Below are 14,180 nucleotides of genomic sequence, written 5' to 3' on the forward strand. Positions count from 1 at the left end.
AGGCGCGCATGATCGAACGGTTCCCAAGATGACGACCACCAGCGACACCACCACCGAAGCGGCGCCGAGCAGCGCCCCCCTGTTCTACACCCGTCCGGTGCCGCTGCAGGCCGATGTGCATGCCGATCTGCGCATCCTGCCGGGCAGGCTCGAGTTTGCCGCCGGCAACAACGCCATTCCGCTGGTGCTGGGCGAGTTCTCGCTGGCCCTGCATCACTTCCCGATCCTGTTTGCCGGCCCGACCGCCGTGCCGATGGCTGCCGTGGGCGTGTCCGACCAGAACCTGTTCATCAAGGACGGCCTGTGGGAAGACGAGGCCTATATCCCGGCCTACCTGCGTCGCCACCCCTTCATCTTCATCGACACCGGTGCAGACAACGACTTCCTGCTGGGCATCGACGAAGAGAGCGCGCGCGTGGTCAAGGGCGGTGACGAAGGCCAGCCGCTGTTCGTTGATGGCAAGGCCACCGACATGGTGCAGCAGGCGTTGGAGTTCTGCGGCCAGTACACCCGCGAACACGAACAGACCCAGGCCTTCTCCAAGGCCCTGATCGACAACGGCCTGCTGGTCGAGCGCAACGCCACCGTGCGCACTCCGGATGGCCGCGAGTTCAATCTCAACGGCTTCCTGGTGGTGGACGTCGAGAAGTTCGTGGCGCTGCCGGAAGCGACCGTGGTCGAGTGGCACCGCAGCGGCTGGCTGGCGCTGATCCACCAGCACCTGATGTCGCTGGGTCGCTTCAATGACCTTACCCGTCGCCAGGTCGAGCGCCTTGCGGCCTGATCAGGTCGATGGTGCGGCTTCCGCCCTGCGGGAGCCGTGCCACTGCTGCAATCCCCGCAGCAGTCGCCGCGCCTCGACCCAGTCAGGCGCGGCTTCATGCCCCAGTTCCCACAGGTCGGCCGCCGTGCCGGCCTGATCCGTTGCCCGGCACATCTGCAGCGTTCCCTGCAGCCGGTGTGCATGATGGAGCAGTGTCGAGGCATCGGCGTCCTGCACGGCCTGTTCAATCCTGGCCAGCTCATGGGCAATGTCCGCAGCGTAATCCGGCGCGGCGCGAGGGGTGTCATCGGGCGCAGTGCCGTGCGCCGAGGGCGGCAGGTCCAGCGCCTGCAGCAGGCTCGCAACCTGCAGCGGCTTGACCAGGATGGCGTCGAAGCCGGCCCTTCGGCAGCGTGCCGCGTGCCGGCGCCCCGTGCGGGCGGACAGGGCAATCACTCGCAGAGGTGCCTGTGCCTGCGCACGCAGCTGCTGCGCCAGTGCATAGCCATCCGAGCCGCGAAGCCCGATATCCAGTACGACCGTGCCGCGCGGTCGTAGCGCTTGCTCGGCCAATGCGGCGTCGGCATCGGCAACCGCGCGTACATCGGCGCCCAGCCGACGCAGTTGCTCTGCGACGACATGCCGGCTGAGTGCATGATCTTCGACAAGGAGCAGGTCGATGCCGGTCAGTGGCGACTGCTGCAGCGGCTCGATGGGCGGCTGATCGCCGTGAACGGCGCGGACCGGCAATCGCAGGGTGAAACGGCTGCCGCGCCCATGCACGCTGTGTGCGGTCAGGTTGCCGCCCATGGCAACGGCCAGTTCGTGCGCAATCGTCAGGCCCAGTCCGCTGCCGCCACGTCTCTGGCCATCCTCGTTCTGCTGGAATGGTCGGAACAGAAGCGCCAGTTGAGTGGGTGCGATGCCGATGCCGCTGTCGATCACATCCAGCAACAGCTCCCGGGGAGACAGGGCGGGTTGTAGTTGCAGGCGCACCTCGATACCGCCGACATCGGTGAATTTCAGTGCATTGCCCAGCAGGTTGTCGACAATCTGGCGCAGTCCATCAGCATCGAGCACAACCACCGGCGCTGGATCGGGCGCGCGATCCAACTGGAGTGACAGCCCTCTCCGCAGTGCCTCCGGCCGGATTGCTTCCAGTGCACGGGCACAGAGTTGGCCGACGTCGCAGGGCGTGGGATGCGGCCTGAAGCTGCCGCTGGCAAGGCGCGAGAACGCCAGCGAGCGATCGAGCAGCCTGCGCAGCGAGTGGCCGGCGGCAAGGGCAGCCGCGAGCAGTTCACGCTGCCCCTTGGGCAGGTGTGACTGGCTCAGCAGGTCGATCGAAGCCAGTACTGTCTGCGCGGAATTGCGCACTTCATGGCTGATCATTCCCGCCGCGCGCCCGAGGCGTTGTTCCGCGCGGCCGATTCGCCAGCGTAACGCCTGCCAGAGCACGGGCAGGCCGATGAGTGCCGCGGCCAGACACAGCAACCAGAGCAGGAGCGGGGAACGCACACGATCCAGTGCGCTCTCGATGGATGTGGGCAGCATCTGCTGCGCCCACAACTCCAGCAGGCCTGCGTGCTCTTCGAGGGTGATGGCGCGCAGCGCCTGATCGATGCGCGCCAGCAGCTGCTGGTCCTCCCGGCGGACAAGCAGGTGCAGATCGGTAGAGAATCCGCTGTCGAACGGGTGCAATTGCAGGTTTCCCGTGAAGTGCTGCCGGATCATCGAGTGCAGCGTTGCTTCCAGGCCGATCGCAGCATCGGCGTTGCCGCTTTCAACAGCGGCCAGGGCCGCATGGCGGTCGGGGAGATGCAGGAGGCGGATCCGGGGGTGGTGGATCGTCAGCCAGTCGGCATAGGGGCCGCCGTCAACCACGGCCAGCAGCTGCGCCCTCACGCCGGTAATGTCACGGGGCGGGCGCCCATCTTTACGCACGGCCAATACCGTCTTGCCGCCATGGAAGGCGCCGGAGGCCATCAGGTCGGGACAGGGAAGCGGGTGATGCGAGGGGCTGCCCATGACCAGCACCAGGTCGGCCTCGTCCCGGCAGACGGCAGCGACCGCTGCGCTCGTGCTGGGGTAGTTGAGATCGCGGAAGCGCAGGCCGGAATGCCGAGCCACAAGCTTGGCATAGCCATGGGCGAGGGTGGGCAGTGCGCTTGAATCCGCCAGCGTTGGGGGGAGCGGTCGCAATGATGGCGCGGTGGCAACCCGCACTTCGCGGCCGGCGGACCATCTCCGCAACTGTGCATCCTCGGCCGATGCAGCCGGCAGCAGGATCAGGGCCAGCAACAACGTGCACGACGTGCGCAGACGGAGGCGAACGCGCCGCCTCATTGGAGCTCCAGCTGCTGCCGCAGTGCATAGATCTCCACGTCATTACGCAACCCGAGCTTGCGCAGGGCGGCGACCTTCTGGGTGCTGACCGTCTTGACGCTGCGGTGGCGGCGCAGCGCGATCTCCGAGACAGTCAGGCCGGCCAGGAGCAGGTCCAGCACTTCGCGTTCATTGCGGCTTAGTTCCTCGCGGCACGCCGGGAACAGGCAATCAGCAGGGAGGCGGCACAGCCCCTGCGAGATGCGCACGATGGCATCAGACAGCATCTCCAGGGGCTCGGACTTGCTGACTACGCCGGAGATGCCGCTCGCCAGCAGGTGGTCGATGCGGGTGGTTGGCGTCAGCGTGGCGAAGGCGAGCAGGGGGATATGTGGAAAACACTTGCGCAGCAGGGGAACCAGCTCATCACTGCTGCGGTCGCCAGGCGCCAGGGTGAGATCGATGATGGCGACATCGACTGCCAGCTGGCGGAGGCTGCCGATGAGCTCGTCGCTGCGGGTGTGGCTGGCGACAATGCTGAAGCGAACGTCGTGAGACAGGTGCAGGGCGGTGCCGCGGCGGACGATTTCGTGATCGTCGAGGAGTGCCAGCCGCAGTCGGCGCGGTGCAGGATATCCATTCATGCGCAGGGAGGTGATCGGCGCCCGCAGGGCGTGGCGAACATTCTGGCGCCGCTGTCGCGTCGAGCATCGAACTTGTTGGAATTTTGCGATTATTCCTAAGAATCGATGCGTAAAGCCCATCAATTCAATGCCGCCGATTGATGAGGTGGATCGTCAGGCCCCAGTTACGCGCTTCGGGGTCGCGAAGCCGGCAGCCGGGTTCCATGTAGACATTGAGATTGATCAACCACTGATGCTTCAGGAAGATCCGCCCGGGGAGAAGGCTCCGCGTCATCGCACCGACTGCGGCACCCGCCTCAGCTTGTGGGTGTCGTAACCCATGGCCGCAATCCGCTCGACCGCCTGCTGGTAGTCACTGTCCGATACCTGCGGGGTGCGGGCCATGTACCAGACGTAATCGCGCTTGCTTCGTGCCACGATGGTCTGATGGTAGCTTTCATCGAGCCAGGCGATCACGTACTCAGCCTGGATCGGCCAGATGAACTGCATGCCCCAGATCGCGCCGTTGCCTTCCTTCTCGACACGGCCGACGGGGTGCATCGACTTCTGTGGCGCGTCGAAGCTGCCTTTGCGGTAAGTGAAGGTGGTCTGGATGCGTCCATCGGGGCGCAGGGCATAGCTCTCCACGGCGTCGAAGGCCTCGCGCTCAGGGCGCGACGGGATATGCGCGATTACGTACCAGTCGCCCATGAAGCGCGGTACATCCACCGACGGCGGACGCGGCAACGGGCGGGTGTCGCTGGAGCTGCAGCCGGAACCGAACAGGCCGACCGCGATCAGGGGGAGCAGCGGAAACATGCGCATCGGGCACCTCAGCGGGGTCGGAACAGATAGTGGGCCACCAGCCACTGCTGGCCGTCGTCGTAGCCGAACAGCTCGGCGCATGCCATCCAGAACATGCGCCAGCGCTGCCACCAGACCTTCGCTGCAGCCTGGCCATAGGTGGCGATCAATACCGGCATCACCCGCTCGCGGGCTGCATCCTGGTTGGCCAGCCAGTGGTCGGCCGTGCGCTGGTAATGGGTGCCGTCCAGCAACCACCGTTGCTCCAGGCGCAGGTCGCGCTGGAAATGCAGCAGTGTGTCGGCCGCCGGCATCAGTCCGCCGGTAAAGAAGTGGCGACCCATCCAGTTGTCGCCGCCGTCTGTCTCGAACGGATACATCAGTGTGCGATGGGCGAAGATGTGCACGAACAGTGCACCGTCCGGTTTCAGCCACCGTGCGATGCCTGCCAGCAGGCGCTGGTAGTTGCGTACGTGCTCGAACATCTCCACCGAGACACAGCGGTCGAACCGGGCCGTCGGCAGGTCAAGCTGGTTGACGTCGCGGGTCATCACCTCGACGTTGCCCAGGCCGCGCGCCTGGCACTGCGCCATGATGTACTGGCGTTGGCTGTGCGAGTTGGAGACGGCGGTGATATGCGCCTGCGGGTAACGTTCGGCCATCCACAGGGTCAATGAGCCCCAGCCGCAGCCCAGCTCAAGTATCTGCTGGTCATCGGCCAGTCCGGCGCGCTGGCCGTACAGTTCCAGCATGGCGTCCTCGGCCTGGTCCAGCGTTTCGCGCCCGGTGGCGTAGTAGCAGCTGCTGTACTTCAGCCGCTTGCCCAGGCAGGCCTGGAAGAATGCCGCGGGAACTTCGTAGTGCTGGCGGTTGGCCGCTTCGGTATGCAGCGCGAGTGGGCTGTCGGCCAGCTCGGTGATGCGCTGGCTGAAGCGTGCCGATTGGCCTTCGATGCCGCCTTCGCTTTCCTCATGCAGGCGTTGCGCGCACAAGCGGCGGATGCCCGCACGCAGCGCCGCATCGGGCACCAGCCCACGTTCGGCCCAGGCGATCAGCCCGGTTTCCGCATCTTCGGCCGGATTCAGTGACGGGATCGCGCTCATGCGGAATGCTCCTTGGAAGAACGGGGGAACCAGGGAAAGAACATCGAGGTAGTGCGCTGGTAGGCGCGGTAGTCGTCGCCGCGGCTGCGCAGCGCTTGCTTTTCAGTGAAGGGAATGCCGCTGAGATAGCGCAGGAATACGTACATCAGCAGCGGGCCGGCCCACGCCAGCCACCACAGTGGCGAGCCGACCGCGAGCAGGACATAGCCGAACCAGTGCAGCCACTCGAAGAAGTAGTTGGGGTGGCGGGAGTAGCGCCACAGCCCCTCGCGGCAGGTGCGGCCCTTGTTCGCCGGGTCGGCGCGGAAGCGGGCCAACTGGCGGTCGGCCAGGCTCTCGCCGCCGACGCTCAGCAGCCAGACAAGTGCGGCGGCCACGATCCACAACGTCGTGGTTGTCTGCGGATTGTCAGCCACCGCGAGGAAGGGCAGGGCGAACAGCACGACCAGCAGCGCCTGGGCCATGAAGAAGCCGAAGATCTTGCCTTGATGCCCTTGCCAGTGCTCGCGCAGATAACGGTAGCGGCCGTCTTCCTGTTCGTGGCGGACCCGGTGCCACAGGTGCAAGGCGAGTCGACTGCCCCACAGGCCACCGAGCACGCCGAGCGCCATCCGTGGCGCCGCCGCACCATCGCCGAGCCACGCCAGCAACAGGGCTGACGCGCCCACGCCCTTGGCCCAGAGCACATCGACCACGCCGATGTTGTGATGGCGGCGCTGCCAGGCCCAACCCCAGCTCATCACAAGTACGGCATACAGCAGCACCCACAATAGATTGATCATGACGGTGCTCCTGCCAAGGGCGGCGGGAGGGTGCGGGAGCCGCGACGAGCGGCCATGCACAGCAGCGAAAGCGCGATGCTCCAGCCCACACCCAGCACCAGCAGGCCCTGCCACAGCGGCGCAGTGAAACGGACCGCCTCGAAACCGCGCGCTGCGGAGAGATACGCCAGCGGGGCCAGCAACAGGCCAAACAGGGCTGGCAGGGCAGGGTGGCGCAGCAGGAAGCGCATCGAAGTGGTCAGCGTCATCGCAAACGCGGCCCACAACGCCATGATCCAAAGGGGCGGGGTCCAGCCCAGCGGGGCAGCAGCGTAGCGCACGGCGCCGCTGGCGGCGGCACTGGCGTCGACCAGCCACGCGCAGGCCAGCGCCAGCAGCATCAGCCGAAGGTCCAGCCGAGGGTGCGGTGAAGTCAGCAGCTGGCTGCCGATATAGATCGTTGCGGCCAGCAGCGCCGGCCACTGCCAGCCTCGCCCTGCGCCGGCCACGGCACACAGCCAGACCAGCTGGTTGCCAAGCAGATTGGTCCAGAACCGGCGCATGTCAGCGGCTGTCGCCCGCAGCGAGGACGGGCCGGTGGTCCGGACGGGCCAGCAGCAGATGCGAGACGCCGATCGAACGTTCCAGGAAGCCGCCCTCGCAATAGGCCAGATAGAACTCCCACAACCGGCAGAAGTGCGCATCAAAGCCCTGCGCCTGCACCGCGGGCAGCTGGGCCAGGAAGCGCTGGCGCCAGGCGCGCAAGGTCAGTGCGTAGGAGTGGCCGAAGTCCTGCTGGGCGATCAGCTGCAGGTCGCTGGATCGGGTCTTGGCGGCCATGATCGCGTTGATCGATGGGATGAAGCTGCCCGGAAATACATAGCGCTTGATGTAGTCGACGCTGCGCCGGGCCTGTTCGTAGCGATGGTCCTCGATGGTGATGGCCTGCAGCAGGGCAACGCCATCCGGCTTGAGCAGGCGTTGCAGCGTAGCCATGTAGGTGTCCAGGTACTCGGCGCCGATCGCTTCGATCATCTCGATCGAGACCAGCTTGTCGAACTGGCCCTGCAGGTCGCGGTAGTCCTGCATCAGCAGCGTGACCTGGTCCTGCAGGCCCGCCGCCTCTACGCGCTGGGCGGCCAGCGCATGCTGTTCCGCGGAGATGGTGGTGGTGGTCACATGGCAGCCATAGTACTGGGCGGCGTGTACCGCGAAACCGCCCCAGCCCGTGCCGATCTCCACCACGCGGTCGCCTGGCTTGAGTTGCAGCTGCTGGCAGATGCGGTCCAGCTTGCGCCGCGAAGCAGATTCCAATGACTCGGATTCGCTGTCGAACATCGCCGACGAGTACATCAGGTCCGGCGACAGGAACAGGGCAAAGAAGTCGTTGCCCAGGTCATAGTGCGCGGCGATATTGCGGCGGCTGCCTTCACGGCTGTTGCGGCGCAGGCGGTTCCAGACCCGCAGCATCCCCCCACCCAAGCGGGCCGGGCCACGCTCCATGCCGTCGAGCAGATCGCGATTGCGCACCAGCAGCCGGATCAGTGCCACCAGATCATCGCAGTGCCACTCGCCCTTGATGTAGCTCTCACCTGCGCCCACGCTGCCTTGCGCAGCAACCTTGCGATAGAACGCCGGGTCATCGATGGTGACGGTGACATGCAGTTCACCACGGGCGTCGCCCAGCCAGACCTCGCCGAGTGCATCGCGCACGCACAGCCGACCGTCGCGCATGGGGGCCAGCTGGGCCAGCAGGCGGCGGCGCAGGAACGCATCCAAGGCGCCGGGGCGCGGCAGGGCAACCCGGGGAGTCATCGAGTTCATCGCGGTTTCTCGGTAAGAGTGGGGTGGTCGTGCACCGGGTTGCGTTTCAACCACAGCCGCAGTGCGTGCCAGTGAATGGCGGCCACGACCTGGGTGGTCATCAGGGGATAGCAGGCCAGAACCCGGGCCAGCCCGCGGCCATCCAAGGCACGCCGCTGCATGGCCTGGGTGGCATCAAACTGGCGCACGCCGTCCCGCCAGACCTGCATGTGCACGCGCAGGTCCTGGTCGGGGCGGTTGAATCGCCAGTCGTAGCCGCAGTCCATCGGCATGAACGGCGAGACATGGAAGCACTTGTCGAACTGCCAACGCAGTGAGCTGCCTTCGTGCGTGGCGGTAGCGACCGGCAGCACATAGGCGTGCCGTTCCTTCCAGGGCGTGTTGGTGATCTCGGCGACAATGCAGTCCAGCGTGCTGCCGTCGGCCTGGTAGCAGTAGTAGAAACTGACCGGGTTGAACACGTGCCCGGCAAAGCGAAGATGGGTGAGCAGGCGCACAGGGCCGGTCGGCCGGTAGCCAAGAGTGTGGGCAGCGTGATCGCGGATGGCATCGGCCAGGGGCCGTGCGGGATCGCCGAAGTAGTCGCTGCGGCGGAACTCGGCCAGGTTGCGGCGATTGACCGACCACAACCAGCGCCCGGCGAACACCGTATCGAGTTCGTCCAGATCGAGCAGCAGCTGGGCGATGGGGTAACGGAAGGCATGCGGGTGCGGATGATGCCGGCGATGCATCACCTGCCCGATGTAGAGCGCGCTGGCACTCATGCCGCCACCTCATCCGCGCCGGATGCCAGCCGATGTGGAGCGCAGGCCTGCAGGGCATCGACCACGCGGCGGGCGCTGCGGATGCCATCCTCATGGAAGCCCCAGCCCCAATAGGCGCCTGCGAACCACGTATGGCGACGGCCCTGCAGTTCCGCCCAGCGCTGCTGTGCCCGCACCGCGGCGTGGTCGTGCACCGGGTGGGCATAGCGCAGCGTACGCAGTACTTTGGCCGGGTCGATTGCCTCGCTGCGGTTGAGGGTAACCACCAGGGGCGTATCGCCGGGCAGGCCCTGCAGCAGGTTCATGCAATAGCTGACCGTGCAGGGCGCGGCGCGATCCTCTGGCACGTGCGCGTTCCATGCCGCCCACGCCTTGCGGTTGCGCGGCAGCAACGAGGCATCGGTATGCAGTACGGCCTCGTTGGATTGATAGCGGATGGCGCCGAGGACCTCACGCTCGATGGCATCGGCGTCGCACAGCAACGCCAGCGCCTGGTCGCTGTGGCAGGCCAGGATCACTTCGTCGAAGGCCTCCGCGCCGGCCGCGCTGTGCACGCGTGCACCCCAGGGCGTGCGTTCGACCATCCTGACCGGGCATTGCAGCCGCTCATGCACCCGCCAGCGGCGACGCAGCGCATCCACGTAGCGCGCCGATCCCCCGCTGACCACCCGCCAGCTCGGGCGCCCGGTCATCTGCAGCATCTGGTGATTGGCCATGAACTGGGCCAGGTAGCGCGCCGGGAAGTCCTGCACGGTGGCGGTCGGTGAGGACCACAGTGCCGAGGCCATCGGCAGCAGGTGCTCGTCGATGAAGGCCTCGCCATAGCGCTGGCTGCGCAGGTACTCGCCGAGCGTGGGGCCGTCTTCCTCGGCCAGCAGCAACGGTGCATCCCGATAGAACCGGCGCAGGTCGGCCAGCATGCCCCAGAATCGAGGTGACACCAGATTGCGGCGCTGGCAGAACAGGCCATCCAGCGAGGTGGCGTTGTACTCCACGCCGCTGCGCTCGCTGTGCATCGAGAAGCTCATCGTGGTCGGCTGCGAAGCCACACCCAGCTCGTCGAAGAGCGCGGTCAGCAGCGGATAGTGCTGGGGATTGAACACGATGAACCCGGTATCCACCGCCATGCGCACGCCATCCACATGCACGTCGTGCGTGTGGGTATGGCCACCGAGGTAGTCGTTGGCCTCGAACAGCGTGACGTCGTGCTGGCCATCGAGCCACCAGGCACTGGACAGCCCCGAGATACCAGAGCCGATGACGGCGATGCGCATGTCAGTACCTCGCCTTGGCCAGGACCCACTCGGGGATGGGCTTGAGACCTTTGACCAGGCCCAGGGCCGCCATCGCGCGCAGTCCGTACCAGGTCAAATCCACTTCCCACCAGCGGAAGCCCTGGCGGACAGTGCCGGGGAAGAAGTGATGGTTGTTGTGCCAGCCTTCGCCGAAGGTGAGCAGCGCCAGCCAGAGGTTGTTGCGGCTGTCATCGCGTGTGTCGAAGCGGCGGCGGCCGAATCGATGCGCCAGCGAATTGATGGTGACCGTGGCATGGAACAGCACGATGGTGGAGATGAAGAAGCCCCACACCAGCAGCTGTGGGCCGGAGGTGTGCAGGCCCGGTGCCCAGCGTTCCAACCCGGCGCCCAATGCATACAGCGCTGCGGCCAGCAGTACCGGTACGGCCGTATCGAAACGGTCCAGCCAGCGCAGTTCGGGGAAGCGCGCCAGGTCCGGTACCCGTGACAGATCGGTGGCGAACGCCTCGCGGGTCAGGAACCAACCCATGTGGCTGCGCCAGAAGCCGCCCTCGCGTGGCGAGTGCGGATCCAGCGGCTGGTCGGCATGCCGATGGTGATGGCGATGATGGGCGGCCCACCAAAGCGGCCCACGCTGCACGCTGGAGGCGCCGATGACAGCGAACACGAACTGCACCGGCCGCGATGCCTGGAAGGTCCGGTGCGAGAAATAGCGGTGATAGAACGCCGTGATGGCAAACATGCGCACCGCATAGAGCACTGCGGCGACGATCACCGCTGTCCATGAGATTCCGACCCAGAGCACAGCGATGCAGGCCAGGTGCATCAGTGCAAATGGCACGGCGCGCAACCAGTCGATGCGGCCGGGCTGTTCGCCGGTGGTCTCTGCGACGTTGCCGGTGTCGATCCAGCGCTGCAGCGTACGCAGCAGGCGCGAGCGTCGACGGGGGAGGGGCGCTACAGAGGCCATTGGGGGATCTCGGCGGGTGTCGTGTCTACCTGTACGCAGCAGCGCGTGCAATGGATGCGCTGCGACGCGAAGAATCTCGACTTCACCTGGGCGTCACGGCGCAGCGGTCGACCAGAGGACGCGTCCAGGCCTGCTGCCATTCCGCGGCAGTCTGCTCGGCAGCTGGCGAGCTGAAGCGCACCGTCACCTGCGGGTAGCTGCCGCGGGCATCGCGCAGGTTGCTGGTGCCGCGGAATTCCAGCAGGCGGCGGTCGGTGCTGGCATAGACCAGTGACAGACGCGGGGCGATGCCGCCGTACCAGGTGTCCAGACTGACGTCGATCGACTGGCCATCAATACCCTGCCAACGTACCGGACCGATGCGCCGCACCTGCACCGGGAAGTAGCGCTGCCGCCCCGGCACCAGAAAGGGCAGACTGATGCGTTCGCCGCGCAGCAGCGCCGGCCAGTGCAGGCGCACCGCGGCGTCGAACCCTGCATCGATCACCGCGTCCGGCGGCAGTTCAAGTCGGCGCTGATGCGGCTGGCTGGCGGCATCTTCCTTCCAGGCGATCGACACCGAGTCGCCAGTGGCGTCGACTTCGGCGGTCTGGCCGCTGCGGCGGTCCTGCAGCGAATAGCTCCGTGCCTGCGGGCGGGCGCTGGCGGGCAGATGCTTGCGGGCGAAGGGCTGGCCATCCGGGCACTGGTACAGCACCCAGCGTTCGGCACCCTCCGTTGCCTCGCGCCGCCAGTGCACTTCACGGTAGAGGATGTCGCCCTGCGCGGAGGTGGCCACACCCTCACTTCGCAGCCAGGGTGCCGCCAGCGCGGCATGGGGCAGGCACAGCAGCAGCCAGGCAGTGCGCATGGTGTTCATCCGGAAGGGTAGGTCTCTCAGGTCATACGGCGGGGGCGCCCGGTTGGATGCGCAGTGCCGACTGCATCCAATGGCTGCCCCTGCACGTACAGAGGACAGACCTTCACCCGCCCGCCGCGAACGCAGATGTACCCTGACGCCGCCAGCACACTCCTCAACTTCGATACCGCACGTACCGTGTCCAGTTACCAGCAGCCGAGCAGCGAGCCGACGAACTGGGCCGGTGACATGGACGGCGTGGCGCGGCTGCGCGACCGCGAGTGTTTCATGCGGATCTACGACTACTTCATGCCGCGGCTGTGCGTGTACCTGCGCGGCCTGGGCGCACCCGATGCCGTAGCCGAGGAGCTGGCGCAGGAATGCCTGTTGCGCCTATGGCTGCGGGCCGCCGATTTCGATCCGGCACAGGGGGCGCTGAGTACGTGGCTGTATCGCATCGCCCGCAACCTGCATATCGATCGAGTGCGCCGCGAGCGCAGCTGGATGCAGGTGCAGGCAGCGGTGGAGGACGCGGCGACGCTGGATGTGATCGAGCGCAGCAGCGCCGAACAGTTCGCCGACCAGGCGCGTCTGCGCCAGCGCATCAACGAGCTGCCTGCGGTGCAGGCGCGGCTGGTGCGGATGTCCTATTTCGAGGCCAAGAGTCACAGCGAGATCGCCGAAGCGCTGGGCATGCCGCTGGGGACGGTCAAATCGCACCTGCGCCGTGCCTTCCTGCAACTGCAGGCGAAAGTGGGAGGTGTGCTGTGAATCCGCACCACCACCTGCACGAATCCACGCTGATGAGCTATGCCGCGGGTGCGCTGTCGTCGCCGTTGAGCATCGTGGCCGGTGCCCATCTGGAGCAGTGCCCGCATTGCCGTCAGCGCCTGCGCGATGCTGAGGCGATCGGTTCGGTGCTGCTGGAGCAGACCCAGCCGCCTGCAACCGACACGCGGCGCGAACAGTTGCGCGAGGCCATGCTGATGCAGCTGGTCGCGGAAACGCCGATGGCCATGGCGGAATCCCTGCGCCCTATGTCGAAGGAGCGGCCCGAGGCCGATCCCGATCATCTGCCGGTGTCACTGCATCCCTACTTTGGCACCTCGCTGGGTGACCTGCGCTGGCGTTGGATGGCGCCGGGGGTGCACTGCATCCGGGCCGAGCAGATGCCCTTGCTGATCATGCTGAAGATCGCCCCCGGCAAGTGCCTGCCCATGCACAGCCATGGCCGCAGCGAGCTGACCCAGATCCTGCGCGGTTCCTACAACGACGCGCTGGGGCTGTTCGCGCCGGGTGACGTGGCGGATCTGGACGAGGAGGTGGAGCACCAGCCGGTGACCGCGCCGGGTGTGCCGTGCATCTGCGTGTCTGCGTTGGATGCGCCGTTGGTGTTCAGCGGTTGGCTGGCGCGGAAGATCCAGCGTTTCGTGAAACTCTGAGGCGGGTGCGATGATGGTCGGGACGGGTGCATTGCGGATTCTGTTGACCGGTGCCGCAGGCCTGGTCGGGCAGGGTGTGGTGCTGGCCTGCCAGCGCTCACCGCAGGTCTCCCGCCTGACCGCGCTGGTCCGCCACTCGGGCAGTCTGAGCGGTACCGGCAGCGAACTGATTGTCCCGGACTTTCTGCGTATCCAGGAGCGGGTGGAGGAGCTTGCCGGGTTCGATGCATGCCTCTACTGCGCCGGTGCGCCACCGGTCGGCACCGCCGAGGCCGAGTACCGACGCGTTACCGTGGACACCACGCTGGCGGTGGCCCGTGCCTGGGCGGCCGCGAATCCCGAGGGATGCTTTCTGTATGTATCCGGTGCGGGTGCAGACCCTCAGAGCCGGCTGATGCCGCTGAGGGTCAAGGGCGAGACCGAAGTTGCTTTGCAGGCCCTGCCGGTGCGCTCGGTGATGCTGCGCCCGGGTGGCGTCAGGCCGGTCGCGGGAACCGGCACCCGTCATGCCCTGTTGAAGCCCTTGTACTGGGGCGGCGCGCCGTTGATGAAGCTGGCCGGTGCGATTGCGCCTTCGTTGATGACCAGCAATCTCGCCCTGGGCCAGGCGATGATTGCGCTGGCCGCCAGGGAGCATCCGCCGGCCACGGTGGAGTGCGCGGACATCAACCGGATCGCCGCTCGCATGCGCGATCCGGCGTCCTGAC

The 14,180-nt window shown here is 66.5% G+C and carries 15 protein-coding genes; 4 read left to right on the forward strand and 11 right to left on the reverse strand.

Annotated features, from left to right (window positions below; genetic code table 11):
• Positions 1–28: 28 nt before the first annotated feature.
• On the forward strand, positions 29–784 hold the full coding sequence (locus ACZK3W_RS10965) for a SapC family protein (protein ID WP_032127340.1): 756 nt from the start codon (positions 29–31) through the stop codon (positions 782–784).
• Here the strand turns inward: ACZK3W_RS10965 and ACZK3W_RS10970 are convergent, their stop codons facing one another.
• The 11 genes from ACZK3W_RS10970 to ACZK3W_RS11020 form a co-directional block, all read right to left on the reverse strand.
• A complete protein-coding gene (locus ACZK3W_RS10970; protein ID WP_253143114.1) occupies positions 785–3,109 on the reverse strand; it encodes an ATP-binding protein in 2,325 nt (774 codons plus the stop codon). It abuts the gene before it with no gap.
• Entirely contained in the window at positions 3,106–3,852 is a 747-nt protein-coding gene (locus ACZK3W_RS10975; protein WP_253143115.1) for a LuxR C-terminal-related transcriptional regulator, read from the reverse strand. The genes ACZK3W_RS10970 and ACZK3W_RS10975 overlap by 4 nt, the downstream gene beginning before the upstream one ends.
• A 150-nt stretch (positions 3,853–4,002) precedes the next feature.
• Positions 4,003–4,536 carry a lipocalin family protein gene (locus ACZK3W_RS10980; RefSeq protein WP_125894019.1) on the reverse strand — a complete coding sequence of 178 codons (534 nt, stop codon included), beginning with the start codon at positions 4,534–4,536 and terminating at the stop codon, positions 4,003–4,005.
• A gap of 8 nt (positions 4,537–4,544) precedes the next feature.
• On the reverse strand, positions 4,545–5,618 hold the full coding sequence (locus ACZK3W_RS10985) for an SAM-dependent methyltransferase (RefSeq protein WP_478450810.1): 1,074 nt from the start codon (positions 5,616–5,618) through the stop codon (positions 4,545–4,547).
• Positions 5,615–6,400, reverse strand: a complete 786-nt coding sequence (locus ACZK3W_RS10990) for a DUF1295 domain-containing protein (RefSeq protein WP_478450811.1) — start codon at positions 6,398–6,400, stop codon at positions 5,615–5,617. Before ACZK3W_RS10990 ends, ACZK3W_RS10985 begins: the two co-directional genes overlap by 4 nt.
• Positions 6,397–6,942, reverse strand: coding sequence for a DUF2878 domain-containing protein (locus ACZK3W_RS10995; protein ID WP_125894025.1), 546 nt, complete (start codon positions 6,940–6,942; stop codon positions 6,397–6,399). The genes ACZK3W_RS10990 and ACZK3W_RS10995 overlap by 4 nt, the downstream gene beginning before the upstream one ends.
• A 1-nt stretch (position 6,943) precedes the next feature.
• Complete coding sequence (locus ACZK3W_RS11000; protein ID WP_478450812.1) at positions 6,944–8,203, reverse strand: class I SAM-dependent methyltransferase; 1,260 nt, start codon at positions 8,201–8,203, stop codon at positions 6,944–6,946.
• Entirely contained in the window at positions 8,200–8,967 is a 768-nt protein-coding gene (locus tag ACZK3W_RS11005; protein ID WP_478450813.1) for a DUF1365 domain-containing protein, read from the reverse strand. The genes ACZK3W_RS11000 and ACZK3W_RS11005 overlap by 4 nt, the downstream gene beginning before the upstream one ends.
• On the reverse strand, positions 8,964–10,241 hold the full coding sequence (locus tag ACZK3W_RS11010) for an NAD(P)/FAD-dependent oxidoreductase (protein ID WP_478450814.1): 1,278 nt from the start codon (positions 10,239–10,241) through the stop codon (positions 8,964–8,966). Before ACZK3W_RS11010 ends, ACZK3W_RS11005 begins: the two co-directional genes overlap by 4 nt.
• Before the next feature lies 1 nt (position 10,242).
• Positions 10,243–11,193 carry an acyl-CoA desaturase gene (locus tag ACZK3W_RS11015; protein ID WP_032127330.1) on the reverse strand — a complete coding sequence of 317 codons (951 nt, stop codon included), beginning with the start codon at positions 11,191–11,193 and terminating at the stop codon, positions 10,243–10,245.
• 82 nt (positions 11,194–11,275) lie between these two features.
• Positions 11,276–12,043 (reverse strand): hypothetical protein, encoded by a 768-nt coding sequence (locus tag ACZK3W_RS11020; protein ID WP_277778751.1) that lies wholly within the window; start codon positions 12,041–12,043, stop codon positions 11,276–11,278.
• Between the two features lie 135 nt (positions 12,044–12,178).
• Here ACZK3W_RS11020 and ACZK3W_RS11025 point away from each other — a divergent pair, with 135 nt between their 5' ends.
• Genes ACZK3W_RS11025 through ACZK3W_RS11035 form a run of 3 tightly spaced genes read left to right on the forward strand, consistent with a single transcriptional unit; the run spans position 12,179 to position 14,179 of the window.
• Positions 12,179–12,802, forward strand: coding sequence for a sigma-70 family RNA polymerase sigma factor (locus ACZK3W_RS11025; protein ID WP_125894037.1), 624 nt, complete (start codon positions 12,179–12,181; stop codon positions 12,800–12,802).
• On the forward strand, positions 12,799–13,473 hold the full coding sequence (locus ACZK3W_RS11030; protein ID WP_478450815.1) for a ChrR family anti-sigma-E factor: 675 nt from the start codon (positions 12,799–12,801) through the stop codon (positions 13,471–13,473). The genes ACZK3W_RS11025 and ACZK3W_RS11030 overlap by 4 nt, the downstream gene beginning before the upstream one ends.
• A 13-nt stretch (positions 13,474–13,486) precedes the next feature.
• The gene (locus tag ACZK3W_RS11035; protein ID WP_478450833.1) at positions 13,487–14,179 is read left to right on the forward strand and encodes a Rossmann-fold NAD(P)-binding domain-containing protein; all 693 of its coding nucleotides are present in this window, start codon (positions 13,487–13,489) and stop codon (positions 14,177–14,179) included.
• Position 14,180: the final 1 nt, after the last annotated feature.

Source organism: Stenotrophomonas sp. 80084_Sma (assembly GCF_056481995.1).